The organism is Streptosporangium jomthongense (assembly GCF_042650425.1).
Taxonomy (GTDB): Bacteria; Actinomycetota; Actinomycetes; order Streptosporangiales; family Streptosporangiaceae; genus Streptosporangium.
On sequence record NZ_JBHSBC010000001.1, the window covers coordinates 669,656 to 693,027 of the forward strand.

Genomic DNA, 23,372 nt, shown 5'->3' on the forward strand with positions numbered 1-23,372 from the left:
ACACGGCCTGCGTTCACTCTCAAGTGAACGCAGGCCGTGCCGTCGCATCCGCCCCCCACCGGGTGGATGCGGGTTCTCGGGCCACCGGCCGCCCGCCTTGTGGGCGGGGACGCCGGTTCCCGAGTGGTCGTGCCGCCGGTCAGGCGGGCTGTCGCTGTGCCGTACCGTCCTCGACGTCCTCGTCGGCGAGGGCGGCGCGGTAGTCGCTGGGCGCGCAGCCGTAGATCCGCCGGAAGGCCCGGCTGAAGGAGGCTGCGTCGGAGAAGCCCCAGCGCGCCGCGATGGAGCTGACCCGGTCGGCGCGCAGATGGGCCGTGGACAGTTCCCTGCGGCAGCGGTCCATTCTGCGGGTCCGCACGTGGGCGGCGACGGTCATGCCGGCCGCGTGGAAGATCCGGTGAAGCTGGCGCACCGAGACGTGGTGGGCGTGCGCGATGACGGCGGGCGACAGGTCCGGGCGGTGCAGGTTGCGCTCGATCCAGTCGGTGATGCACTGCAGCAGCTCGGCGCCCGCGCCGGGTACCGGCGATTCGCCGCTGAGCCGCTCGCTCAGGGCGGAGGTCACCATGTTGACGATGGCCTCCCCGAGATACTGGCCGTGTGGCCCGTCGACGGCGTCTCCCTCGGCGGCCAGGGAGGTCAGGAAGGAGACGGTCAGTCTCCCCGGTCCCTGCCTGCTGGCCAGCAGGGTGCCCGCCAGGTCGGCCACGTGGGCCGCGGGCAGCGGGATGGCCGAGCGCGGCACCGTGAGGGCGAGCAGGTGGTGGGCGTCGAGGACGAGTTCCATCGGACGGCTGAGGTCGTAGAAGACCAGGTCTCCGGCGCTCGCCACGACGCGGCGCCCCGCCTGCTCGATGACTCCGGAGCCCCGCAGCAGCAGGCAGAACTTGTAGTTCTCCCTGCCTCCCCTGGTGGTCATGTGCCGGGCGGCACGGCTGACCACGTGCGCGGGGGCGCGTACGTCGCTGACCTGGACGGGGCCGAGGGTACGGCTCGCGATGCGGCCGGCGAACCCCCCGGTGTCCCCGGCCCGCAGCTGTAGCGGGCCGAAGGCGTCCGACACGACATTACGCCAGAACTCGACCTGCTCCCTCGGGGGCAGGCCGGCCGTACTGACGAGTGTGGGCATGACGCTCTCCTCGGCGTTAATGAGGCGATGACCCTAGCTTCACCCCTGGTTTCTACTTGGCGGCAATCCCATTCAGATCCAACATCGCGTTATGCCCGGCACGCCCTGACAACAGACTGGCACTTAGAGTCAACCTTGCAAGTCAGATGAATGGATATACACATCTGGAGCCGTGCGCACCCCCAGCACGGCCACCACCTCGCTGAAGGAGAACCTCGATGTCCGAGATTCCTCTCACCCCAGAAGAGGAAATGGAGTCCGGCCTGAGCCGCAAGCAGTTCGTCGCGGCGGTGGGCCTGGGCGCGATCGCGGCCCCGGTGGTCGCGGGCGCGATTGCGGGCCCCGCCTCCGCGCTTCAGGGGCAGGACCTGCCTCTGGCCTGCACCCCCGGCGGCTCGACCACCATCGCACAGACGGAGGGGCCGTACTTCAAGCCCAACTCCCCGCTGACCGCCAACATCGTCCCGGCGGGAGCGGGCGGCACCAAGCTGACGGTGACCGGCCGTGTTTACAGCCGTTCGTGCAAACCGCTGGCGAATGTGCTGCTGGACTTCTGGCAGGCGGACAACGCCGGCAACTACGACAACTACGGCTTCAGGTTCCGCGGCCACCAGTTCACCGACGCCAACGGCGCCTTCTCCCTGACCACGATCGTCCCGGGCCTCTACCCGGGGCGGACCCGGCACATCCACGTCAAGCTGCAGGCGCCCAACAGGCCGATCCTGACCACGCAGCTCTACTTCCCGGGTGAGCCGCGCAACCAGACCGACACGATCTACGACCGGCGTCTTCTCATGACCGTGCAGTCCGTGCCCGGTGGGCGCGCCGCCTCCTACGAGTTCGTGCTCAACGTCCCCTGACGGACCGCCTGATCTCCTGACGGCCTCCTTGGACCGGCCGGGCCGTCGTTCCGCCTATCCCGTAGCCAGGCGGAGCGGCGGCCCGGCCTCGCCTTCTCCGCCATAACTCCGGCGTTCACCGACCATGACCTCGGACCGTTCCAAAACGGCCTGACAGACCTTTTGTCAAGGCCGCTGTCAAGCGTGGCGTTTGTCGCAAATGTCGCAACAGGGATGTTTTGCCGGACATCACATACGCCTTCACAGAACATACTTCTGCCTTCCGAGATGCCTTCCCGGGCGCCCGGTGAGCCATGATGTTCACATCCGCGCCCTCCCGAAGCACGGAGGAAAACGACAGGGTGTCAGACCGTCGCGGATAGTGATCGAGCGTGTGAATTTCTGCTAAAGTTTCTGCACTTACCGGGCGAGGGTAATCAATGCAACTCCTCCCAGTACGGCCCTGCCCAAAGACCCCGGGCTGGAGGCCCCCATGCCCCCACCGCCGCCCCTCCGCGTGGTCCAGTGGGCCACGGGCGCCGTTGGCAGATACTCCCTGCGCAATCTGATCCGCCGTCCCGAATTCGAACTCGCCGGAGTGTTCGTCTACGACCCCGGCAAAGTCGGTCTCGACGCCGGTCCGCTCGTCGGACTGCCGGAGACCGGCGTCCTGTGCACCGACGACGTCGAGCGCATCCTCGCTCTCGACGCCGACTGCGTGCTGCACATGCCGTTGCCCTCGGCCGCCTTCGACGGGGATCCGACACCCGACGTGGAGACGTTCTGCGCCCTGCTCGCCTCGGGCAAGAACGTCGTGACCACGACGGGGTTCGTCTACCCGTGGTGTTACGGTCCGGCGGTCGTCGGGCGGATCGAGGCCGCCTGCGCGACGGGCGGCTCCTCCCTGCACGGCACCGGCATCAACCCGGGCTTCGTGAGCGACATGCTCCCTATCGCGCTGAGCGGCCTGTCCGGCAGGATCGACCACGTCTACGTCCGTGAGTGCTCCGACTTCAAGGGGCATCCGTCCCGCAGGCTCGTGGTCGACCTGTTCGGCTTCACCCGCTCGGCCAAGGACTACGCGACCGCGGTGCGCCCGTTCCGTGCGTACCAGCGCGGCCTGTTCGCCGAGAGTGTCCAGCTCGTGGCGAGCACCCTCGGCGTGGCCCTCGACGAGGTCGACGAGAGCGACGAGTTCGACCTGGCGTCGGAGGAGTTCGAGATCGCCGCGGGCCTGGTCAGGAAGGGCACGGTCTGCGCGTCCCGCTGGACGTTCAGCGGGCTGGTCAGAGGCCGTCCCTTCATGACCGTCGAGTGCGTCTACAAGGCGGACGCCAACAGGGTCGACCGCTGGTCCGCCCCCGGTTTCGTCGTCCACATCGAGGGTGTGCCGCAGATGACGGTCTCCCTCGACGCGATCTCCCACGGCCTGGCCGGGGCCGCGGCCCACGCGGTCAACTCGGTGGCCGCCCTGTGCGCGGCGCCGCCCGGAATCCGCACCCTCCTCGACCTGCCGCCTCCCACCGGGCGGGGCACCGTACGACTGGCCTGACCGGCGGGGACGTCCTTCGGGCGTCCCCGCCGGACGGTCAGGTGTGCGGGGTGAAGCGGCCGAACCTGCCCCGGTGGTAAAGCAGGGGGCGGTCGTCGGAGACGAGGTTGGTCTCGGTGACCAGGCCGACGACGAGGACGTGGTCGCCGATGTCGACGGTCGAGTGGGGGACGCACACCAGCTGGGCGGAGACGCCCCCGAGGATCGGGACCCCCTGGGGGCCCGGCCACCACTCGGTCGGGGCGGCGAAGCGGTCGACGCCCTTGCGGGCGAACCTTGAGGCCAGTTCCGCCTGGTCGCTGGCCAGGACGTTCACCGCGAAGTGCTCCGCGAGCCTGAGCGAGGGCCAGGTGGTCGAGGACTGGTCGACGTAGAAGGAGACCAGCGGGGGTGTGAGGCTGACCGAGGAGAACGACGTGGCCGTCAGGCCGACGGGAACCCCCCGCGCCTGCGCGGTGATCACCACGACACCGGCCGCGTGTACGGCCAGCGCCTGCCGGAAACGGTCGGCGTCCACGGCCCGGCCGGGGAGGGTCTCGGTCACGAGTCCTCCCCCGCGAGCCGTTCCACACCGGGAACGCCGGAGGGGATCTCGGAACCGGTTGCGTCGTTCCGCTCGGTCACTTCTCCTCCTCCAGGGCGTAAACCACGCTTATGATTCGCAACCTATTCATAACGCCTTCTCTTCCCGATCTCATCGGGGACTCCCTCCTTGCCGCGTTCACGCCCGGGTCACCGAGTCCACCGAGTCCTTCGCCGTGAGCGCCGCCCTGACCTGAGGGGCGACCCTGTCGGCCCAGGGGCCGAGGACCTCGTCCAGAGCGGGGATCTGCGACTCGACCACCGCCAGCCCGGGGGTCGGCACGCTCGCGCCCAGCTCGACCAGGAGAGGACGCAGGTGGACCTCCACGGCCAGGGCGTGCCTGGCGTCGCCCAGCACCAGCAGCGGGAGCGCGACGACCGAGGCGAGCGCGCCCCCGGGAAGACGGTCCAGGAAGACCTTGAGCAGGCCGGTGTAGGTCCCCTTGTAGGTCGGGCTCGCGACCACCAGCACGTCGGCCCGCCGTACCAGGTCGAGGGCCGCCTCCACCTCGGGTGAGGCCTGGGGGGAGAGCAGCCAGGGGGCCAGGACCGACAGGTCGACGACCTCCTCCTCGGCTTCCCGCCCGGACCACTCGTCGCCGAGCCGCCCGGCCACGGCCCGCGCCGCCTGGACGGCCACTGCGTACGTGCGCGACCCGGTCCGCGGGTTGCCCACCACTGTCACGATGCTCATGAGGCCACCGACACCTTCTGCTCGAACTGCTCAAAACTGGACACCGGTCGCGCCAACCCGTAGTTCTGGCGCAGGGTGCGGCCTTCGTACTCGGTTCTGAACAGGCCACGGGCCTGCAGCTCGGGTACAACGTGATCGACGAAGTCCGCCAGGCCGCTCGGCAGGACAGGCGGCATGATGTTGAAGCCGTCCGCCGCGCCGCTGGTGAACCACTCCTGGATCTGGTCGGCGATCAGTTCCGGGGTACCGGCGACCACCCGGTGTCCCCTGCCTCCCGCGAGCCTGCCGATCAGCTGACGCAGGGTCAGCCGCTCACGCCTGGCGAGGTCGGTGACGAGTTTGAACCTGCTCTGCTGACCGTCACTCGGCTCGGGCAGTTCGGGCAGCGGCTCGTCCAGCGGGTGGCCGGACAGGTCGGCGCCGAGCATGGTGGACAGCTGCTGCACGCCGTACTCGGGGATGATCAGGTCCTGGAGCTCCCGTTCCAGCCGGAGTGCCTCCTCATGGGTCGAGCCGATGATCGGTGAGATGCCGGGCAGGACCAGCAGCTCGCCGGGGCGCCTGCCGTACCGGGCGAGGCGGGACTTGAGGTCGGTGTAGAACGCCTGCCCCTCGGCGAGGGTCTGCTGGGCGGTGAACACGGCCTCGGCGAACCGGGCGGCGAACTCCTTGCCGTCCTCCGAGGAGCCCGCCTGCACCAGCAGGGGATGGCCCTGCGGGGGACGGGAGGTGTTCAGCGGGCCCCTGACCCTGAAGTGGGTCCCGACGTGGTCGAGGGCGTGGATCCTGCCGGTGTCGGCGTAGCGGCCCGCGGCGCGGTCGTTGAGGATCGCCCCGTCCTCCCAGCTGTCCCAGAGTTTGGTGACGACCTCAAGGAACTCCGTGGCGCGGGCGTAGCGGTCGCCGTGGGAGGGGCGTTCGATTCCGAAGTTGTGCGCCTCCGCCTCGGTCGCGGAGGTGACGATGTTCCACCCCGCCCTGCCGCCGCTGATGTGGTCGAGCGAGGCGAACTTGCGTGCCACGTGGAACGGCTCGTTGTAGGTGGTCGAGACGGTCGCGATCAGGCCGACGTGCTCGGTGACCGCGGCCAGCGCGGCCAGCAGCGTGAGCGGTTCGAGGCCGCCGAGGGCGTTGTGCCGGACGTTTCCCCACAGAGCCAGCCCGTCGGCCAGGAAGACCGAGTCGAGCCTGCCCCGTTCTGCGATCCTGGCCAGCTCCTGGTAGTGCCGTACGTCGGCGATCAGGCCGGGGTCGGTTTCCGGGTGCCGCCAGGCCGCCTCGTGGTGGCCGACGCCCATCAGGAACGCGTTGAGATGGAGCCTGCGTTCGGTCATCAGGAGGTCCTCCACGTCGAGAAACGGCGCTCCAGGCGGACGAGGAGCTGGTTGATGAGCAGTCCGAGCACCGAGATGGTGAGGATGCCCGCGTACATCTCGGGCACCCGGAAGTTGAACTGCGCGTAGTTGATCAGGTAGCCGAGGCCGGCCTTGGCGCCGACCATCTCCGCGGCGATCAGCACGAGGATCGAGTAGGCCCCCGCCAGCCTGATGCCGGTGAAGATCGTCGGTACCGCCGCGGGGAGGATCACCTTCTGGAACAGCCGGAACGGCCCGAGTCCCATCGACCTGGCCGACTTGACCAGCAGCGGATCGACCCCGCGCACCGCCGCGATCGTGTTGAGCAGGATCGGCCAGGCGCAGGCGTACAGGATGATCGAGATCTTGGACGTCTCGCCGAGCCCCAGGATCAGCACGAACACCGGGAGCACGGCCAGCGCCGCGGTGTTGCGGAACAGTTCGAGCAGCGGGTTGAGGAACTCGGCGACCGGCCGGTACCAGCCGATCAGCAGGCCGAGCGGGATGGCCACCACGATGGCCAGGACGCATCCCGCCAGTGACCTGACCAGGCTGGCCTGGGTGTGGTCGAGCAGCTCACCCGAGACGAGCAGGTCCCACCACGCCGTGAGGACCTGCGAGAGCGGCGGCAGGAAGGTGGGGTCGACCACGTCGAGGCGGGGCAGGACCTCCCAGATCACGGCCAGCACGGCGATGGCGGCCGTGCGCCTGCCCACCGCGACGGCGGCGCGCGCCGTACCGCGCAGCAGGCGGGTACCGGCTCCCGGGACGGCGCCCGCCGTACGGGACGCCTCCTGGAGCGCCTCCCTGGCGAGACTCCGCGTGGTGACCTCGGTGGAGACCGCCCTGGCCGAGACGCTAGCCAACGGGGACCACCTCCTCGGCCCTCGTCTCGATCCTGGCGGCCCCGGCGGCCTCCTCGCGCAGCAGCGTCCACACCTCGTGGCGGTAGGCGCCGAAGCGGGCGTCGGCCCGCAGGTCGCCCTCGCGGCTGTCGAACTCGATGTCGAGGATCCGCTTGATCCGGCCGGGGCGGGGGGTCATGACCGCGACCCGCTGGCCGAGGTAGACGGCCTCGTCGATGCCGTGGGTGATGAAGACCACCGTCTTGCCGGTCCGCTGCCAGATCCGTAGCAACTCCTCCTGGAGCGACTCGCGGGTCTGGGCGTCCAGCGCGGCGAACGGCTCGTCCATCAGCAGCACCTCCGGGTCGAAGGCGAGGCTCCTGGCGATGGCCACCCGCTGGCGCATGCCCCCGGAGAGCTCGTGCGGGTAGCGCTCCTCGAACCCGCGCAGCCCGACCAGCTCCAGGTGCGCCCTGGCCCGTTCGGCGCGCTCCCGCTTCGGTACGGCCTTGGCCTCAAGCCCGAACTCGACGTTCGACAGCGCCGTGCGCCAGGGGAAGAGCGCGTACTGCTGGAAGACGACTCCCCGGTCGAGACCCGGCCCCTCGACCGGGGTCCCGTCGAGGAGGATGCGGCCCCTGCTCGGCACGGCCAGTCCGGCGAGCAGGTCGAGGAGGGTGGACTTGCCGCAGCCGCTCGGCCCGACCAGGGTGAGGAACTCCCCCTCCCGCACGTCCAGGTCGACGTCGTCGAGGGCGGTGAAGGGCCGGTCGGCGCCGCGGACGGCGAACTCCTTGCCGACGCCCTGGATCTGGAGCTTCATCCCTTGCCTCCGAACGGGTTGTAGGCGTTGGTGAAGAGGTCCTCGGTCTTGACCTGGCCGGGCTTGATCTCACCGGCGCGCTGCAGCCAGTCGATCCAGATCTGGAACTCCCTGGGGTCGATCACGCCGCCCTTGCCCGCGACCCCGCTGCTCTTCCAGAGCTTGATGGTGGCGGTGTCCTCGTTGCGGTGCCGTTTGGCGATGATCGCCTCCGCCCTGGCGACGTACTCCTGCCGGGAGTGGGTCTGGGTCCACTCGACGGCCCTGGCGACCGCCTCGACGAACTTCTTCGTGGTGTTGGGGTTGCGGGCGATGAACCTGTCGGTGAGCACGTAGCTGCCCGCGGTGAAGGGGCCGAACAGGTCGATGTCCTTGAACAGGGCGCGGATGCCGCCGCGTTGCAGGGCCGTGTCGCGCAGGACGCCGTTCAGCGCGGCCACGTCGATCTGGCCCTGGCGCAGCGCCTGCTCAGTGCTGATCGGGGGCACGACGACCAGCTCGACCTGCTTGATCTCCTCGGGGGTCAGGCCGCCGCGCTTGAGGTACTCCTTGAGCACGGCCTCCAGGTGCGCCCCGAGGGTGTTGACGCCGATCTTCTTGCCGATCAGGTCGCGGGGACCCTTGATCGGCGAGCCGTCGGGGACGAAGTAGCCGACGTAGCTGTCGGCGTCACTGCCGTAGTAGCCGACGACCGCCTTGATGGGAGCCTTGGCGGCGGCCAGTTTGATGATGGCGCCGTTGAACGCGCCGCCGAAGTCGGTCTGCCCGGTCGCGGCGGCCTGGATGTCCTGCGGCCCCGAGATCGTGTTGCCGATCCACTTGAGCTTCACAGGGGCGAGGTAGCCGAGGTCCTCGGCGAGCTCGGGGAAGGTCACGGCGCCGACGTTGCCCTGGTAGCGCAGCTCCAGGGTCTCCGGCGCACCGGGTTTGGCCGCGGCCTCCGCGCCGCAGCCCGCGAGGCCGAGAGCGAGCAGCACAAGGAACGGGACGTTTCTGAACTTGATCACGAACGTTTCCTGAGGGATGAAGGAAGGGGGGACGGAGGTCGGTTCGTGATCACGGACACAGAGCACTGAACACGCGACAGAAGTCGACATGTGCACACCGGGTCAGATAGAGGCCCATACCGGAGAAGCTACGCACGACTCCACGCTTAGTCAATATTTCCTACTTGTTTTGCATGAAATCGTAGGTGAGAAGTATGTGACAGGGGACGACCTAGACTGAGGTCCGTGATTGAGGACATCCGGGTCGACCCCGCCGTCAGCGCGCTGCGGCCGGACTTCGCCGTCCTGGCCATGGCCGTGTACGGCCTGCGCAACGGCCCGACCGACGACAGGTCGAGGGCCTGGCTGGCGACGGCGGCCCAGGAGGCCGTCTCCGCGGACGACCCGAAGGTCGAGGCCTGGCGGGAGGCCTACCGGGCATTCGGCGCCAAACCCCAGCGGACCAGGCCGTCCGTCGACGCGTTGGTCAGGCGCATGCCGCTGCCGGAGATCAACCTGGTGGTCGACGCCTACAACACGGTCAGCGTCAGACACGGGCTCCCCATCGGCGGAGAGGACCTCGGCCGTTACGCCGGGGCGGCCAGGCTGGTCAGGGCCGTGGGCGACGAGCCGTTCGAAGTGATCGACAAGGGCGAGACCGTGATCGACACCCCCGAGATCGGCGAGGTGGTCTGGCGCGACGACCTGGGTGTCACCTGCAGGCGGTGGAACTGGCGGCAGTGCGTGCGGACCCGGATCACCGAGGAGACGACCGACGCGCTGTTCCTGCTGGAGCGCCTGGCCCCCATGTCCCTCGACGAACTGCACGCCGCGGGCGAGGAACTGAAGGCCCTGCTTGAGGCCGTGACGCCGGGCGTCAAGATCGAGTCCAGGCTCGTCGAGCATGAATGACCAGACCGGTACCACCCAGATGGACCCCCCGGGGATGACCGTTTTGAGCTGTCCTGAGAGGATCAGGCGGAGAGCTGCGGTCAGACTGGCGCAGGTCCGGGTCAGGGCGAGTAGCCTTGGACAGGTTCTCTATCATCAACGCCGATCTGCGGAAGAGGGCGATTTCCGCCGTGTCGTCTGAGTCGTCGCGGACAAACCCGCTGGCAGCCTTTGGTCAAAACGAATGGCTGGTCGACGAGCTATATCAGAAGTACCTCCAGGATCCCGAGTCCGTGGACCGTGCCTGGTGGAACTTCTTCGCTGATTACAGCCCTGACTCCGGGGCGGGCAGAGCCGCGCCCCCCGGGACGGCCCAGGCCGCTCCCGTTCCCCCGACCTCCGCTGCGGCGCCGGTGACCCCGGCGGCCACTCCGGCACCCCCCGCGCCGAAGCCAACCTCGGCGCCGGCTGCCCGATCCAAGCAGGAGACCCCGTTGCCCGCCGGTACCGAGGAAGTCAGACTCCGTGGCGCGGCCGCCCGTACGGCCGCCAACATGGAGGCCAGCCTCGAAGTGCCGACGGCGACCAGCGTGCGTGCCGTACCGGCGAAGCTGCTGATCGACAACCGCATCGTGATCAACAATCACCTGTCGCGGGGTCGCGGCGGCAAGGTGTCGTTCACGCACCTGATCGGTTACGCGGTCATCAAGGCCCTCAAGGTCCTGCCGGAGATGAACCACTCCTACACGGAGGTGGACGGCAAGCCGGTGCTGGTCAAGCCCGAGCACGTCAACCTGGGCCTGGCCATCGACGTCGCCAAGAGCGACGGCACCCGCCAGCTCCTGGTGCCCTCGATCAAGGCGTCCGAGACCATGGACTTCCGCCAGTTCTGGGTCGCCTACGAGGACATCGTGCGCAAGGCCAGGTCCGGCAAGCTGGGCGTGGAGGACTTCGCGGGCACCACGATCTCGCTGACCAACCCGGGCACGATCGGCACCGTCCACTCGGTGCCGCGCCTGATGCCCGGCCAGGGCACGATCATCGGTGTCGGCGCGATGGAGTACCCCGCCGAGTACCAGGGCGCCTCCCCGGAGACGCTCTCCCGCCTGGCGGTGAGCAAGGTCATGACGCTCACCAGCACCTACGACCACCGGATCATCCAGGGCGCCCAGTCGGGTGACTTCCTGCGCCAGATCCACCGGCTGCTCCTCGGCGAGGACGGCTTCTACGACGAGATCTTCGAGGCCCTGCGGATCCCGTACGAGCCGATCCGCTGGGTCCAGGACATCTCGGCCACCCACGACGACGACGTCGCCAAGTCGGCCCGTGTCATAGAGCTGATCCACGCCTTCCGGGTCCGCGGTCACCTGATGGCCGACACCGACCCTCTTGAGTACAAGCAGCGCAAGCACCCCGACCTCGACATCAAGTCGCACGGGCTGACCCTGTGGGACCTGGAGCGCGAGTTCGCCACCGGCGGCTTCGGCGGCCGTCCCCTGATGAAGCTGCGCGAGATCCTCGGCGTGCTGCGTGACTCCTACTGCCGCACCATCGGCGTGGAGTACATGCACATGCAGAACCCCGAGGAGCGCGCCTGGATCCAGGCGCGGGTCGAGCGTCCGCACGCCAAGCCCGACCGCACCGAGCAGCTGCGCATCCTGGAGCGGCTCAACACCGCCGAGGCGTTCGAGACGTTCCTGCAGACGAAGTTCGTCGGCCAGAAGCGCTTCTCGCTGGAGGGCGGCGAGTCCCTGATCCCGCTGCTCGACTCGGTGCTGTCGGCCGCCGCCGAGGAGGACCTCGACGAGGCCGTCATCGGTATGGCCCACCGCGGCCGGCTGAACGTGCTGGCCAACATCGTCGGCAAGTCCTACGGCCAGATCTTCGGCGAGTTCGAGGGCAACATCGACCCGCGCAGCGCCCACGGCTCCGGCGACGTGAAGTACCACCTGGGCGCCAGCGGTGACTTCGTCTCACCCGACGGCTCCAAGCTCAAGGCCTCCGTCGTGGCCAACCCCTCCCACCTGGAGACGGTCGACCCGGTCCTTGAGGGCGTGGTCCGTGCCAAGCAGGACCTGCTCGAACGCGGCGAGGAGGGCTTCAGCGTCCTGCCCGTGCTCGTCCACGGCGACGCGGCCTTCGCGGGTCAGGGCGTGGTCGCGGAGACGCTGAACCTGTCGCAGCTGCGCGGCTACCGCACCGGCGGCACCGTGCACATCGTGGTCAACAACCAGGTCGGCTTCACCACGAGCCCGGCCAGCTCGCGTTCCAGCGTGTACGCGACCGACGTGGCCCGGATGATCCAGGCGCCGATCTTCCACGTCAACGGCGACGACCCCGAGGCCGTGGTCCGGGTCGGCAACCTGGCCTTCGAGTACCGCAAGGCGTTCCGCAAGGACGTCGTGATCGACCTGATCTGCTACCGCCGTCGCGGCCACAACGAGACCGACAACCCGGGCTTCACCCAGCCTCTGATGTACGACCTGATCGACGCCAAGCGTTCGACCCGAAAGCTCTACACCGAGGCGCTGATCGGCCGGGGCGACATCACGGTCGAGGAGGCCGAGAGCGCGCTGCGCGACTACCAGGCCAAGCTGGAGAACGCCTTCGCCGAGACCCGCGAGGCGGTCAAGCAGCCGACCGGTGAGTTCGCCCGTCCCGACACCATGGAGACCATCCCGTGGTCCCACGAGGACACCCCGACGGGCATCTCCGAGGAGACGGTCAAGCGGATCATCGACACGCAGCTCAACCTGCCGGAGGGCTTCACCGTCCACCCGCGTCTGCTGCCGGTGCTCCAGCGCCGGGGCCAGATGGTCGCCGAGGACCGCATCGACTGGAGCACGGGTGAGACCCTGGCCTTCGGCTCGCTGCTGATCGACGGCCACCCGGTCCGTCTCGTCGGCCAGGACTCCCGGCGTGGCACCTTCACCCAGCGGCACGCCGTGCTGGTCGACCGCATCACCGGTGCCGAGCACACGCCGCTCAAGACGTTCAACCAGGGCACCACGAAGTTCTACGTCTACGACTCGCTGCTCAGCGAGTACGCCGCGCTCGGCTTCGAGTACGGCTACAGCGTGGAGCGCCCCGAGGCCCTGGTCGCCTGGGAGGCCCAGTTCGGTGACTTCGTCAACGGCGCCCAGTCCGTCATCGACGAGTACATCACCGCGGGCGAGCAGAAGTGGGGTCAGCGTTCCAGCGTCACCCTGCTGCTGCCGCACGGCTACGAGGGTCAGGGTCCCGACCACTCCTCGGCCCGCATCGAGCGCTTCCTGCTGATGTGCGCCCAGGACAACATGACCGTGGCCCAGCCGACGCTGCCGGCCAACTACTTCCACCTGCTGCGCTGGCAGACGATGTCGAACCGGCGCCGTCCGCTGGTGGTGTTCACGCCCAAGTCGCTGCTGCGCCACAAGGCCGCGGTCTCGGCGGTCAGCGAGTTCACCTCAGGGTCGTTCAGGCCCGTGCTCGGCGACACCACGGTCAACCCGGCGCAGGTCCGCAAGGTCGTCCTGTGCTCCGGCAAGATCTACTACGACCTGGCCGCGGCCAGGGAGAAGCAGGGCAGGAACGACGTGGCGATCGTCCGCCTGGAGCGGCTCTACCCGTTCCCGGCGAACCCGCTGCAGGCCGAGCTGGCCCGCTACGGCGACGACGTCGAGGTGGCCTGGGCGCAGGACGAGCCCGCCAACATGGGCCCGTGGCCGTTCCTGACCATGAAGATGGTCGAGCACCCCGACGCGTTCGGTGGTCGCAGGCTCAGGAGGATCTCCCGCAAGGCGAACTCCTCCCCGGCGACCGGCTCGCACTCCACGCACGAGACGGAGCTGCAGCAGATCCTGGACGAGGTCTTCGGCTAGACCGGGCACGAAGCACACCGAGGAAGTCCCCCACAGGCGATCCTGTGGGGGACTTTCCCCTTTGAGACCTGCCGAGAGACCTGTTGAGAGAGGACGACGATGTACTTCACCGACCGTGGCATCGAGGAGCTCGTCACGCGCCGCGGCGAGGAGGAGGTCAGCCTGACCTGGCTCGCCGAGCGGCTGCGCGAGTTCGTCGACCTGAACCCCGAGTTCGAGACCCCGGTCGAGCGGCTGGCGACCTGGCTGGCCCGGCTGGACGACGAGGACGAGGAGTAAAACACGATATATCTTGACCATTGCCCATAACGCGACATATCGTGTCTCCATAAGGAGGTCACGAACATGCGGCAGTGGACGATCGAGAAACCCGAGCAGCTCACCTTTGACACCGTGCGCAAGCTCAACGTGCGGATAGTGGCGGGGAGGCTGGCGGTGCTGGCCAGCGAGGGGCCGCCCACCCTTGAGGTCACCGACATCGGCACCCCGCCGTTGATCGTCACCCACGACGACGACGGCACGCTCGTCGTCACCTACAAGGATCTGACGTGGGAGGGTGTGCTCGGCTGGCTGCAGCCGGGGCGCAGGGAGGCCACCCTGACCCTGACCGTACCGAAGGACTGCCCGGTCAGCGCGGGAGTGGTCTCCGCCTCGGCCGTCGTCGCCGGTTTCGAGAACCGCACCTCGGTCAAGAGCGTGAACGGCGAGATCGTGCTCGACGGGGTGAGCGGCGAGATCACCGCCGACACCGTCTCCGGGACCGTGGAGAGCCGTGGCCTGGTCGGCGACCTGTCCTTCAAGAGTGTCTCGGGTGAGCTGACCGTGGCCCAGGGCACACCCCGCCGGTTGAGCGCGACCACCGTCTCCGGCCGGATCACCGCCGACCTGGAGCTTCCGCCGACCGGTCATGTGACGCTGAACAGCGTCTCCGGCGAGATCGTGCTCAGGCTTCCGTCCACGGTCGAGACCGACGTCACCATCCGTTCGACCTCGGGCAGGATCAACACCGCCTTCGCCGAGCTGCGCCACACCAGCCAGCCGGGTGCGAAGACGCTGAGCGGCCGCATCGGCGGGGGCATGGCCTCGCTGGCCGCGACCACCCTCTCCGCGGACGTCACCCTGCTGAAGGGAGCACTGGCATGAGCCCGGTCTTCGGCCACGGGCGGCTGCGTCTCTACCTCCTCAAGCTGCTCCAGGAGAGCCCGCGCCACGGTTACGAGGTGATCAGGCTGCTCCAGGACCGCTTCCTCGGCGTCTACTCGCCCTCGCCCGGCACGATCTACCCCCGCCTGGCCCGTCTGGAGGAGGAGGGTCTGGTCACCCACGAGGTGGTGAACGGCAAGAAGGTCTTCACCCTCACCGAGCAGGGTCAGGAGGAGCTGAAGGCCAGGGGCGACGAGCTCGCCGACCTTGAGCAGGAGATCTCCGAGTCGGTCCGTGACATCGCCCGCGAGGTCAAGGAGGACGTGCGCGACACGGTCAGGTCACTGCGCGACGAGCTGACCCAGATGGCGCGCGAGGTGCGCCAGGGGGTCAGGCACGAGGAGCAGCAGGTCAGGCAGGAGCAGCGCGAGTCCTGGCGGGAGCAGAAGGCCGAGTGGCGACGGCAGAAGCATGAGTGGAAGCGCCAGGCCCACGAGTGGAAACACGAGTGGAAGCAGCACTGGGCGGAGAGCTTCACCGGCCACGGCCCCGCCGAGGCCGACGACCAGCTCGGGCAGATGCTTGCCGAGTTCGTCCAGGAGGTCCGTCAGGACACGGCGGCGGGACGGGTGACCGAGGAGACACTGGCCACCGCGCAGGACGCGCTCTACGACGCGGCCCGTCGTATCCGCGACGCCCTGCGCTGACCCGCGCGGCCCGACCGGGTACGGCTCAGCCGGGCGGGATTCGGTCCAGCGGTCCTCAGCCCGGCGGGCTTCGGCCTGAGCGGGCTTTAGCCCGGCAGGGTGAAGACGATCTTTCCGAAGACGTCGCCGTCCCGCAGGGCCGCGAACCCCGCGCGGGCCTCGGTCATCGGGAGCACCCGGTCGATCGTCGGCCGGACACCGGTCTGCTCCAGGAGGCGGGCCAGCCTGCCCAACTGGTCACGGGTGCCCATGGTGGAACCGACCACGGAAAGCTGCAGGAAGAAGACCCGGTTGAGGTCGGCGGGCGGTACGGCTCCGCTGGTGGCCCCCGAGACGACGATCCGGCCACCCGGGCGCAGCGCCTTGAGCGAGTGCGCCCAGGTGGCCTGGCCGACGGTCTCCATCACCGCGTCCACCCGCTCCGGCAGCCGGGCGCCGCTGTCGAAGACCTGGTCGGCGCCGAGAGCCAGGGCGTGCAGCCGCTTCTTCTCCGACCGGCTGGTGGCCCAGACCCGGTAGCCACCCGCCCGGCCGAGAACGATCAGGGCGGTCGCCACACCGCCGCCGGCCCCCTGGACCAGCACCGTCGAACCGGGTTCCAGCCCCGCCTTCTCGAACAGCATCCGGTAGGCGGTCAGCCACGCGGTCGGCAGGCAGGCGGCCTCCTCGAAGGTGAGCGCGGCGGGTTTGGGCACCAGGTTCCGCCGGGGTACGGCCACCCGCTCGGCGAAGGTGCCGTCGTGGACCTCGGAGAGCAGCGACCTTCCTGGGTCGAGTGTCTCGTCGGCTCCCTCCCCGATCACCGCGTGCACGATGACCTCGTTGCCGTCCTCGTCGACACCCGCGGCGTCGCAGCCGAGGACGATCGGCAGCCTCTCCTGACGGATTCCCACGCCTTTGAGCGTCCACAGGTCGTGGTGGTTGAGCGCGGCGGCCCGCACCGTGACGACGGTCCAGCCGTCCGGCGTCTCGGGGTCGGGGCGCTGCCCGAGTGTGAGCCCGGCGAGCGGGTCCTCCGGGTCGATCCGGGTGGCGGTTACGGCGAACATGGCCGCACCCTACCGAACCGGTTTGCCCCTGACTCCGGCGATCACCCGCTCCACGATGTCGCGTTCCCCGGAGGCCGCGACGTATATCCCGTTCTTACAGACGCTCTCCGAGACGCCCTGCCCCGCTTCGATCGGGCCGATCCCGGCGGTGTCGCAGCCCGGCATGGGCGCGACCACGACCAGTGGCCCGCCGAATCCGCCGAACCACAGCCGCGGCCCGGCGAGTCCTCCTCTGAAGATCTGCCCGGACTTGCCCAGCCGTACGGGGGAGGAGGCCTTCAGCACGAGGTAGCCGTCCTTCGTCACCTCACCGCGCAGGTTCTTGGCCCAGAGCTGCCGCTGTTCGAAGGTCATCCCGTTCCTCTGGTCGCGCAAGGTGACGTACCAGGGAGTGAAGTCGAACAGCATGATCTGCCCCTCGGTGGGGCTCGCCGACTGCCAGAGGGTGCTCTGGCCGGCCAGCTCACGGATCATGGGGCCGCCCTGGGCGATCTCGTCGCGCCCTCCCGGGGGAACGGTCAGCTCCCGGTACAGGCTGAAGTAGCCGTCGAGCCAGCCGCCGAGGGCGGGTCGTACACCCAGTTCGGCCAGGCCGAGCTCCGCGGGATAGCCGATCTCGGCCTTCGTGCCGTCGGGGAAGACGACGTCCAGGATCTCCTTGCCACCCTTGCGGCGTGGCTTGGGGTGGAGCACGTTGGTGGGGGCCGACGCGGCCACCGGTGCCGAGACGGCGCCCGAGGTGGTGGCCCCCGTGTCGGGGACGGGCGGGAGCCCGGGATCCCTGCTGGCCAGCAGGCTGACGACCGGGACGACCACGAGCGCGGCCAGCACCGCGATCCCGACCCAGCGCCTGGGGCCCGCGGGCCCCTTGGACTCGATGACGTCGTTCGGATCCCCGGCCACGTTCAGACTGCCTTCACGAAATTACGGCTTTCGTCCATCTTCGGCGGCGTTTGACGCCCACGCCTAGATCATCTCGATCACGAATCGGAACCGATGTGTCACCGCTTCATGACACCGGGAGGTCCGTGATTCCGGCGGCCCATTGTTTCCACGGACACCGGAGAAGCAGGGGGAACCGGTGTTGCCGGAGTTTCCCATGATGTGATGGGCAGGCCTCTCACCTGCGGATCCACCCACCACACGGCCGTGCTGAACCGTTCCACGTCAACCGCCGGGTAAGGCCGCCCCTTTTCTTTTCAGGACAGCGGAACAGCCTTTTCCGAGTCAGGAATTTCCGTACGGGACCCGGCCGTGGAGACCGGACCCCGTTCAGGACTTGGAGCGCTCTCCGAAGGAGAAGACCGCACCGGTCGCGGCGTACAGCGAGCAGTCGTTGCCGTAGGTCTTAACGAATCGGACAAACCTTCCATCCCAGGTCCCGGTGGCGGTCACCGTGACCGGGTCGTACCGGGTCGTACAGACCACGCCGGACAGGGGCGTGAGCGCACCCGGGTCCCCCTTGGCCGCGACCAGTGCGCCGCATGCCGCCACCGGATCGGAGTGCGTGCCCCTCGGCGGGTCGCACATGAGCAGAACGTGCCGGAGGACCGGCGTCGGACTCTCGCCACGGGCGAAGGTGAGCAGGAACGTCCTGACCCGGTTCGGCGGCCGGTCCCCGCCCGGCCTGACCGGCCCGGGGACGATCGGCACCACCTCTCCCGGGTACGGCGGGCCGGACCCGACCGGCGCGTTCGCCGCCCGGTCGGACCCATGGGGCGGCGAGGCGGCGGCCGTACCGAACAGGGACCCGGACAAGGGCAGGGCCAGGAACCCGGCAGCTGCCAGGCCGATGAGACGTCGCAAGGATTCCCCCGAATGTCGCGTGACGCCAGGTGCGGCTCAGCCTTCCGCACCCGTCCCGCCCCGGCAACGACCGACTCTCCCGTTTTCGCAGCTCACAGCCCGGCGCAGACGCCGGCTTCCGGCACATTCAAAGCGGGAGAGATCAGACGCCGATCTTGCGAATTCGGTTCCATCCGTTTAGTAACGAAAACATAACGGTACCCTGTGATGTCCGTTTTGTTGTCTTTTAACCGTTCTTTGCCTAGTACGGTCAGCACTTGTCTCTTTACGCATGCGTGGGTTGCGTCCCGAGTGACCCATGACAAAGAAGGAGCTAGATTGAACTTCCGAGCAAAGCACCTGATCCTCCCCCTTGGCGGTGCCGTCGTGGCCACCTCCATGGTCAGTGCGACTCTCGCGTCCTCAGCTCAGGCCGCTCCGGACCGCAAGACGATCACCTTGGCCGCCTCCGGCAACGCGAAGGCCATCGCGGGCTACTGGACCCCCTCCAAGCTGAAGTCGGCCAAGACGTACACCTCCGAGGGCACCGTCTCCGCCAAGCTCAAGACCGGCGCCTCGCGCGCCTCCGCCGACGGCAAGGCCGGAAACGTCGCCCCCACCGGTGAGAGCGGCAAGAGCGCGGGCAGGTCCAAGAACCTGAACCTTCCCATCACCGTCGGCAAGGTCTTCTTCCTCGACGACAAGGGCCAGGAGCGTTGGTGCTCCGGCACCTCGGTGCAGTCGAAGTACCGCAACCTGGTCGCCACCGCGGGTCACTGTGTCTACGACACCGACACGAACAAGCCCTACAGCAACTTCGTGTTCATCCCCGGCTACTACCAGGGCAAGGCCCCCTGGGGTATCTACGTCGGCTCCAAGGTCAACGTCCACTTCGACTTCGACGTCTACGAGGACTACGACTACGACTACGCGTTCGTCAACGTCTACAACGGCGTCAAGCAGACCGGGGTCAAGGAGACCACGATCTCGGAGTACGAGGCCGCCAAGGGCTTCAAGTACACCGAGGACAAGCCGATCTCCAAGGACGAGTACGAGGCCGGCTACTCGAAGTACGGCGAGAAGGGCCCGTTCTGGAAGAAGTCGGCCGACCCCGAGGTCGAGACCGTCGGCAAGCCCAGCGACGCCTCGAAGTACATCGAGGACTACGTCAAGGACGGCCGGGGCGGCGTGAAGCTGACCGCGGTCGAGGTCGACGCCTACACCTACGGCAAGGCTCCCTCCGGGCTGGACAACGGCGCCAAGTTCGAGCGCCTCAGCGACGAGAAGGGCAAGACCGCCATCAGCCAGGAGCAGTACAACAAGCTGCTCAAGGACAAGGCCGACGGCAACTTCCTCGGCAAGCTGGAGGCGACCAAGGACGTCAACGGCACCGAGATCGCCTGGTACAAGACCCAGTACTTCGTGAAGAAGTGGGTCAAGACCACGGTCAAGGAGCTCTACTTCCACACGAAGTTCTACGTGGTGCTCCTGGCTGACGCGGGCCGTCTCGGCGACAACGTCGGCGGCCAGGGCTTCTCCTGGAACCAGCGGACCGGCAAGAAGGTCTTCACGTTCGGCTACCCGGCCGCGGCCCACCTCGACGGTGACAAGCCCTACAGCGGTCACACCATGAAGTGGTGCTACGGCGCGACCGGCGCGGCTCCGGTCGTGGCGCAGTTCAAGGCCGAGGAGCAGCAGGCCATCAAGTGCGCCTTCACCCCCGGCGCCAGCGGCGGCCCGTTCCTGCTGCAGTACAAGAGCAGCAAGAGGACCGGTTACCTCAACGGCGTCGTGAGCCTGACGCTCGACAGTGACAAGAACGGCCGTTACGACCGGGTCACCACCCCGTACTTCAACGGTGAGACCTACGGCATCTACAAGTACGCGGCCAACCTCTGGACCGGGAAGCTTCCCGTCTGAGGACGGACACCGTGAACGGGAAGACCCGCCGATGGCGGGTCTTCCCCCCGTCTGACGGGGGGTTTATGTCCGAAGATGCATACTCTTTCAAGGAGGACTGCAAAACCTTACGGCCAAGGCCTCAAAGCAGATCACTCCACCGAACTGCCCAAAACCAAATCGATCTGGAAAAATCACCCCTTACGACCAACTTTTCCCCTTGATCCCAGAAGGGAACACCCGCCATGTCCCCCCGCGTGAGGCGGTTGACGGCCCCCCTGAGCGCCCTCGTGGCCTCCGGCGTGCTCGTCATGTCCGCGTTCACCGGGAGTGCGGGCGCCGTGAGCACCCAGGCAGGGAAGGCGACGGCGGGCAGCATCACCTCCATCACGCTGACCAAGACCAACGCGGATGTGAAGCGGATCGCGGAGTACTGGAGCCCGGCCAAGCTCAAGCAGGCCCAGAACAACAACCCCGCCACCCCCGAGGTCAAGCCCAGCGACGGCAGCAAGGCCTCCTCCGCCCCGGTCTCCCCGACCCCCACCGGTACGGCCAGCGGCGGCACGGCGGTGAAGGCCGTCACCTACAGCAATCCCAAGGCCTCCTCGCCGGTCGTCAGCCCTGTCCTGCCGACGAAGAAGCAGCCGTCCAGCAGCAACCTTCCCCGCACCGTGGGCAAGGTCTTCTTCAAGATCGGCGACAAGGAGTACTGGTGCTCCGCCTCGGCCGTCGCCTCGAAGAACCACCACCTGGTCGCCACGGCCGGACACTGCGCCTTCGACCCCAAGCGGAACAGGCACGCCGACTACTGGATCTTCATCCCGGGCTACGACCAGGGCAAGACGCCGTACGGCATCTACGTCGGCCACTCGCTCAACCTGCACGAGAACTTCACCGCCCAGGGTGACTACGACTACGACTACGCCTTCGTGACGGTGCACGACGGGTTCGTGTGGAAGCCCGGCAAGGCGGCGGACACCTACCAGATGGAGTCGGTCGGCAGCCTGGAGGACAACGTCGGCGGCCAGGGCCTGATGGTCAACCGCGGTGTCGGGCTGTCGGTCTTCGCCTTCGGCTATCCGGCCGCCCCCAACATCGACGGCAGCAGGCCGTACGACGGGCAACGGATGCTGTGGTGCGACGGGCGCACCTACCAGACCAAGGCGCCGACCCGCCTGGTCGAGATGGGCATCTCGCTGGGCTGTACGTTCACCGGCGGAGCAAGCGGCGGGCCCTGGTTGATCTACTACGATCCTCGGCAGGGCGTCGGTTATCTCAACGGCATCAACAGCTTCGCCTGGGACACCGACACCGACAAGAAGTACGACCGCATCTCCTCTCCGTACTTCATCCAGTCGACCTATGTGGTCTACGAGTACGCCGACCGCCAGCGCGCCTTCTGACCTTATAGGAACCTTATGGCTACCTTAAAAGGGACTTAAGGCAGCCTTATATCAGCCTTTGCCCTTACCTGTCTGCATAGGTTTCTGTCGTCCCCTGATTCCGATGCCTGCACTCAAGCAGCGCAAGGAGCAGTCTTGAAGCGCATCCTCCTTCCCGTCGCCGGCACCGTCGTCTCCGCTGGTCTGCTGGCCGCCGGCCTGGCCGGTACCGCCCAGGCCGCCCCGGACTGGGCCACCGACCCGATGGCTGTCAACAACGCCGCGGCGGTCTCCGTCGTCGATTTCTGGACCGCGTCGAACAACGCCGCCCTGAAGAGCGCGACGGCCTACTACCACGACAGCACCCCGCCCTCCTGGAAGTCCGGCGGTGGCTACTCTCCCGACGGCAAGCCCGGCTCGGTGCTTCCCATCGGCGAGGAGAAGGCCGCCCCCGCCATGGTCAAGAACATCAACCTGCCCAGGACCATCGGCAAGGTGTTCTGGGTCGACGCCAGTGGCCGCCCGAAGTGGGCCTCGGCCACCTCGGTGCAGTCGAAGTACCGCAACCTGGTCGTCACCGCCGCCCACAACGTCTACGACACCGCCGGTGTCGGCGACCCCAAGGTCCTCGACCGGTGGGTCTTCGTCCCGGGTTACTACCAGGGCAAGGCCCCCTACGGTGTCTACGTCGGTAAGACCGCCTGGACGCACTACGACTTCGACGTCTACGAGGACTACGACCGCGACTACGCGTTCGTCACCGTCTACAACGGCGTCCTCGCCAACGGCGAGAAGAAGGTCACCAGGGCCGAGTACGACAAGTTCACCGGTCCCAAGTGGACCAAGGGCGGCGACTACCTCATCGGCCTGTCCAGGGACGCCGGCCGCCTCGGCGACAACGTCGGCGGCCAGGGCTTCACCTGGAACCAGCGGACCGGCCAGGGCGTGTACGTCTTCGGCTACCCCCAGGCCCCGCACCCCGACGGTGACAAGCCCTACACCGGCATCACGCCGAAGTGGGTGTACGGCAAGACCACCGGCAAGGTCTACGTCTCGCCCGCCGAGAAGGTCGAGGAGCACGTGGGCCTCAAGGCCGCCCTCACCCCCGGCGCCGACGGTGGCCCCTGGCTCGTCAGGTACAGCAACGCCAAGCGTCTCGGCTACGTCAACGGCGTCACCAGCCTCTTCGGCGACCAGGACAAGAACGGCCGCTACGACCTGATCACCTCGCCGTACTTCGACGGTGAGACCGCCGACATCTACAAGAAGGCCTCCAACGTCTGGTCCGGCAAGATCGTCGGCCCCAACGGGGAGCTCTACCGCTAGAACCCGAGGCTTTTTCTCTCCTCACACAACGCGAGGCCCGGCATCCGCCGGGCCTCGCGTCCTTTTTGTCCGGGTTCCCGGTAAGTGACGATTCCACGACAGGTTGACTACGGGCGCGTTAGACGTAGTTCGAGCCGATTTGGTGCCATCGAAAAGTGTGATCTGCATCACATGGAACCCCGGCCGACCAAGCGGAGGACTCTCCGCAGGCGATCCCCTTCTTCAATATCAACATTTCGCTGATCTGCCGAAATATGCAATATGCCTCACATGAGCCCCAGGAGTCCCACCCTCCCCGGTCGGATTTGGAGCGGTCCCGGAGGGGTTGACCGGCGACTTTACTTAGCGGAACAACTTCCGCTTACGAAGATCGCCCCTGTATGTTTCTGGCTATCCCTTTACTGACGCTTGGGACGCAAGAGCGTTCCACATCAGACCAAGGAGTTCCCTTGAAGCGCATCCTCCTCCCGGCCGGTGGCGCCGTTCTCGCCTCCGGTCTGCTGGCCGCTGGTCTGGCTGGCACCG

20 protein-coding genes are annotated in these 23,372 nt (G+C 67.9%); 10 read left to right on the plus strand and 10 right to left on the minus strand.

The window, feature by feature from the left end; genetic code table 11:
- Positions 1-139 precede the first annotated feature (139 nt).
- Positions 140-1,129: an AraC-like ligand-binding domain-containing protein gene (locus tag ACFOYY_RS03135; protein WP_352015135.1), complete on the minus strand. Its 990-nt coding sequence runs from the start codon at positions 1,127-1,129 to the stop codon at positions 140-142.
- Between the two features lie 218 nt (positions 1,130-1,347).
- Between ACFOYY_RS03135 and ACFOYY_RS03140 the strand changes: the two genes are divergently transcribed.
- Positions 1,348-1,989 carry a dioxygenase family protein gene (locus ACFOYY_RS03140; protein ID WP_352015134.1) on the plus strand — a complete coding sequence of 214 codons (642 nt, stop codon included), beginning with the start codon at positions 1,348-1,350 and terminating at the stop codon, positions 1,987-1,989.
- 472 nt (positions 1,990-2,461) lie between these two features.
- Positions 2,462-3,520, plus strand: a complete 1,059-nt coding sequence (locus tag ACFOYY_RS03145; RefSeq protein ID WP_352015133.1) for an NAD(P)H-dependent amine dehydrogenase family protein — start codon at positions 2,462-2,464, stop codon at positions 3,518-3,520.
- Between the two features lie 37 nt (positions 3,521-3,557).
- On the opposite strand, the gene ACFOYY_RS03150 is transcribed toward ACFOYY_RS03145, so the two are convergent.
- The 6 genes from ACFOYY_RS03150 to ACFOYY_RS03175 all read right to left on the minus strand — a co-directional run bounded on the left by ACFOYY_RS03150 (position 3,558) and on the right by ACFOYY_RS03175 (position 8,826).
- Complete coding sequence (locus ACFOYY_RS03150; RefSeq protein ID WP_352015132.1) at positions 3,558-4,064, minus strand: flavin reductase family protein; 507 nt, start codon at positions 4,062-4,064, stop codon at positions 3,558-3,560.
- A 177-nt stretch (positions 4,065-4,241) separates the two neighbouring features.
- Positions 4,242-4,796, minus strand: a complete 555-nt coding sequence (locus ACFOYY_RS03155; RefSeq protein WP_386187605.1) for an NADPH-dependent FMN reductase — start codon at positions 4,794-4,796, stop codon at positions 4,242-4,244.
- The gene (locus tag ACFOYY_RS03160) at positions 4,793-6,130 is read right to left on the minus strand and encodes an LLM class flavin-dependent oxidoreductase (RefSeq protein ID WP_386187609.1); all 1,338 of its coding nucleotides are present in this window, start codon (positions 6,128-6,130) and stop codon (positions 4,793-4,795) included. The genes ACFOYY_RS03155 and ACFOYY_RS03160 overlap by 4 nt, the downstream gene beginning before the upstream one ends.
- Complete coding sequence (locus ACFOYY_RS03165) at positions 6,130-7,017, minus strand: ABC transporter permease (protein WP_386187612.1); 888 nt, start codon at positions 7,015-7,017, stop codon at positions 6,130-6,132. Before ACFOYY_RS03165 ends, ACFOYY_RS03160 begins: the two co-directional genes overlap by 1 nt.
- Positions 7,010-7,819 (minus strand): ABC transporter ATP-binding protein, encoded by an 810-nt coding sequence (locus ACFOYY_RS03170; RefSeq protein ID WP_352015128.1) that lies wholly within the window; start codon positions 7,817-7,819, stop codon positions 7,010-7,012. Before ACFOYY_RS03170 ends, ACFOYY_RS03165 begins: the two co-directional genes overlap by 8 nt.
- Positions 7,816-8,826, minus strand: a complete 1,011-nt coding sequence (locus tag ACFOYY_RS03175; protein ID WP_386187616.1) for an ABC transporter substrate-binding protein — start codon at positions 8,824-8,826, stop codon at positions 7,816-7,818. Before ACFOYY_RS03175 ends, ACFOYY_RS03170 begins: the two co-directional genes overlap by 4 nt.
- 225 nt (positions 8,827-9,051) lie before the next feature.
- Between ACFOYY_RS03175 and ACFOYY_RS03180 the strand changes: the two genes are divergently transcribed.
- The 5 genes from ACFOYY_RS03180 to ACFOYY_RS03200 all read left to right on the plus strand — a co-directional run bounded on the left by ACFOYY_RS03180 (position 9,052) and on the right by ACFOYY_RS03200 (position 15,406).
- The gene (locus ACFOYY_RS03180; protein ID WP_352015126.1) at positions 9,052-9,717 is read left to right on the plus strand and encodes a B3/B4 domain-containing protein; all 666 of its coding nucleotides are present in this window, start codon (positions 9,052-9,054) and stop codon (positions 9,715-9,717) included.
- A gap of 170 nt (positions 9,718-9,887) precedes the next feature.
- Complete coding sequence (locus tag ACFOYY_RS03185; protein WP_386187619.1) at positions 9,888-13,556, plus strand: multifunctional oxoglutarate decarboxylase/oxoglutarate dehydrogenase thiamine pyrophosphate-binding subunit/dihydrolipoyllysine-residue succinyltransferase subunit; 3,669 nt, start codon at positions 9,888-9,890, stop codon at positions 13,554-13,556.
- Between the two features lie 99 nt (positions 13,557-13,655).
- Entirely contained in the window at positions 13,656-13,835 is a 180-nt protein-coding gene (locus ACFOYY_RS03190) for a DUF6104 family protein (protein WP_352015124.1), read from the plus strand.
- 66 nt (positions 13,836-13,901) lie between these two features.
- Positions 13,902-14,699 (plus strand): DUF4097 family beta strand repeat-containing protein, encoded by a 798-nt coding sequence (locus ACFOYY_RS03195; RefSeq protein ID WP_352015123.1) that lies wholly within the window; start codon positions 13,902-13,904, stop codon positions 14,697-14,699.
- Entirely contained in the window at positions 14,696-15,406 is a 711-nt protein-coding gene (locus tag ACFOYY_RS03200) for a PadR family transcriptional regulator (protein ID WP_386187624.1), read from the plus strand. Before ACFOYY_RS03195 ends, ACFOYY_RS03200 begins: the two co-directional genes overlap by 4 nt.
- A gap of 86 nt (positions 15,407-15,492) precedes the next feature.
- Here ACFOYY_RS03200 and ACFOYY_RS03205 read toward each other — a convergent pair whose 3' ends face one another.
- The 3 genes from ACFOYY_RS03205 to ACFOYY_RS03215 all read right to left on the minus strand — a co-directional run bounded on the left by ACFOYY_RS03205 (position 15,493) and on the right by ACFOYY_RS03215 (position 18,261).
- Complete coding sequence (locus ACFOYY_RS03205; RefSeq protein ID WP_386187627.1) at positions 15,493-16,455, minus strand: zinc-binding dehydrogenase; 963 nt, start codon at positions 16,453-16,455, stop codon at positions 15,493-15,495.
- A 9-nt stretch (positions 16,456-16,464) separates the two neighbouring features.
- Complete coding sequence (locus tag ACFOYY_RS03210; RefSeq protein ID WP_386187630.1) at positions 16,465-17,358, minus strand: hypothetical protein; 894 nt, start codon at positions 17,356-17,358, stop codon at positions 16,465-16,467.
- A gap of 369 nt (positions 17,359-17,727) precedes the next feature.
- Positions 17,728-18,261, minus strand: coding sequence for an SSI family serine proteinase inhibitor (locus ACFOYY_RS03215; protein WP_362909606.1), 534 nt, complete (start codon positions 18,259-18,261; stop codon positions 17,728-17,730).
- 318 nt (positions 18,262-18,579) lie between these two features.
- Here ACFOYY_RS03215 and ACFOYY_RS03220 point away from each other — a divergent pair, with 318 nt between their 5' ends.
- From ACFOYY_RS03220 to ACFOYY_RS03230, 3 genes are all read left to right on the plus strand, one after another.
- The gene (locus ACFOYY_RS03220; protein ID WP_362780442.1) at positions 18,580-20,160 is read left to right on the plus strand and encodes a hypothetical protein; all 1,581 of its coding nucleotides are present in this window, start codon (positions 18,580-18,582) and stop codon (positions 20,158-20,160) included.
- A 224-nt stretch (positions 20,161-20,384) separates the two neighbouring features.
- The gene (locus ACFOYY_RS03225) at positions 20,385-21,542 is read left to right on the plus strand and encodes a trypsin-like serine peptidase (RefSeq protein ID WP_386187634.1); all 1,158 of its coding nucleotides are present in this window, start codon (positions 20,385-20,387) and stop codon (positions 21,540-21,542) included.
- Positions 21,543-21,677: 135 nt separating this feature from the next.
- On the plus strand, positions 21,678-22,847 hold the full coding sequence (locus ACFOYY_RS03230) for a trypsin-like serine peptidase (protein WP_362780437.1): 1,170 nt from the start codon (positions 21,678-21,680) through the stop codon (positions 22,845-22,847).
- The last annotated feature ends 525 nt before the right edge of the window (positions 22,848-23,372 follow it).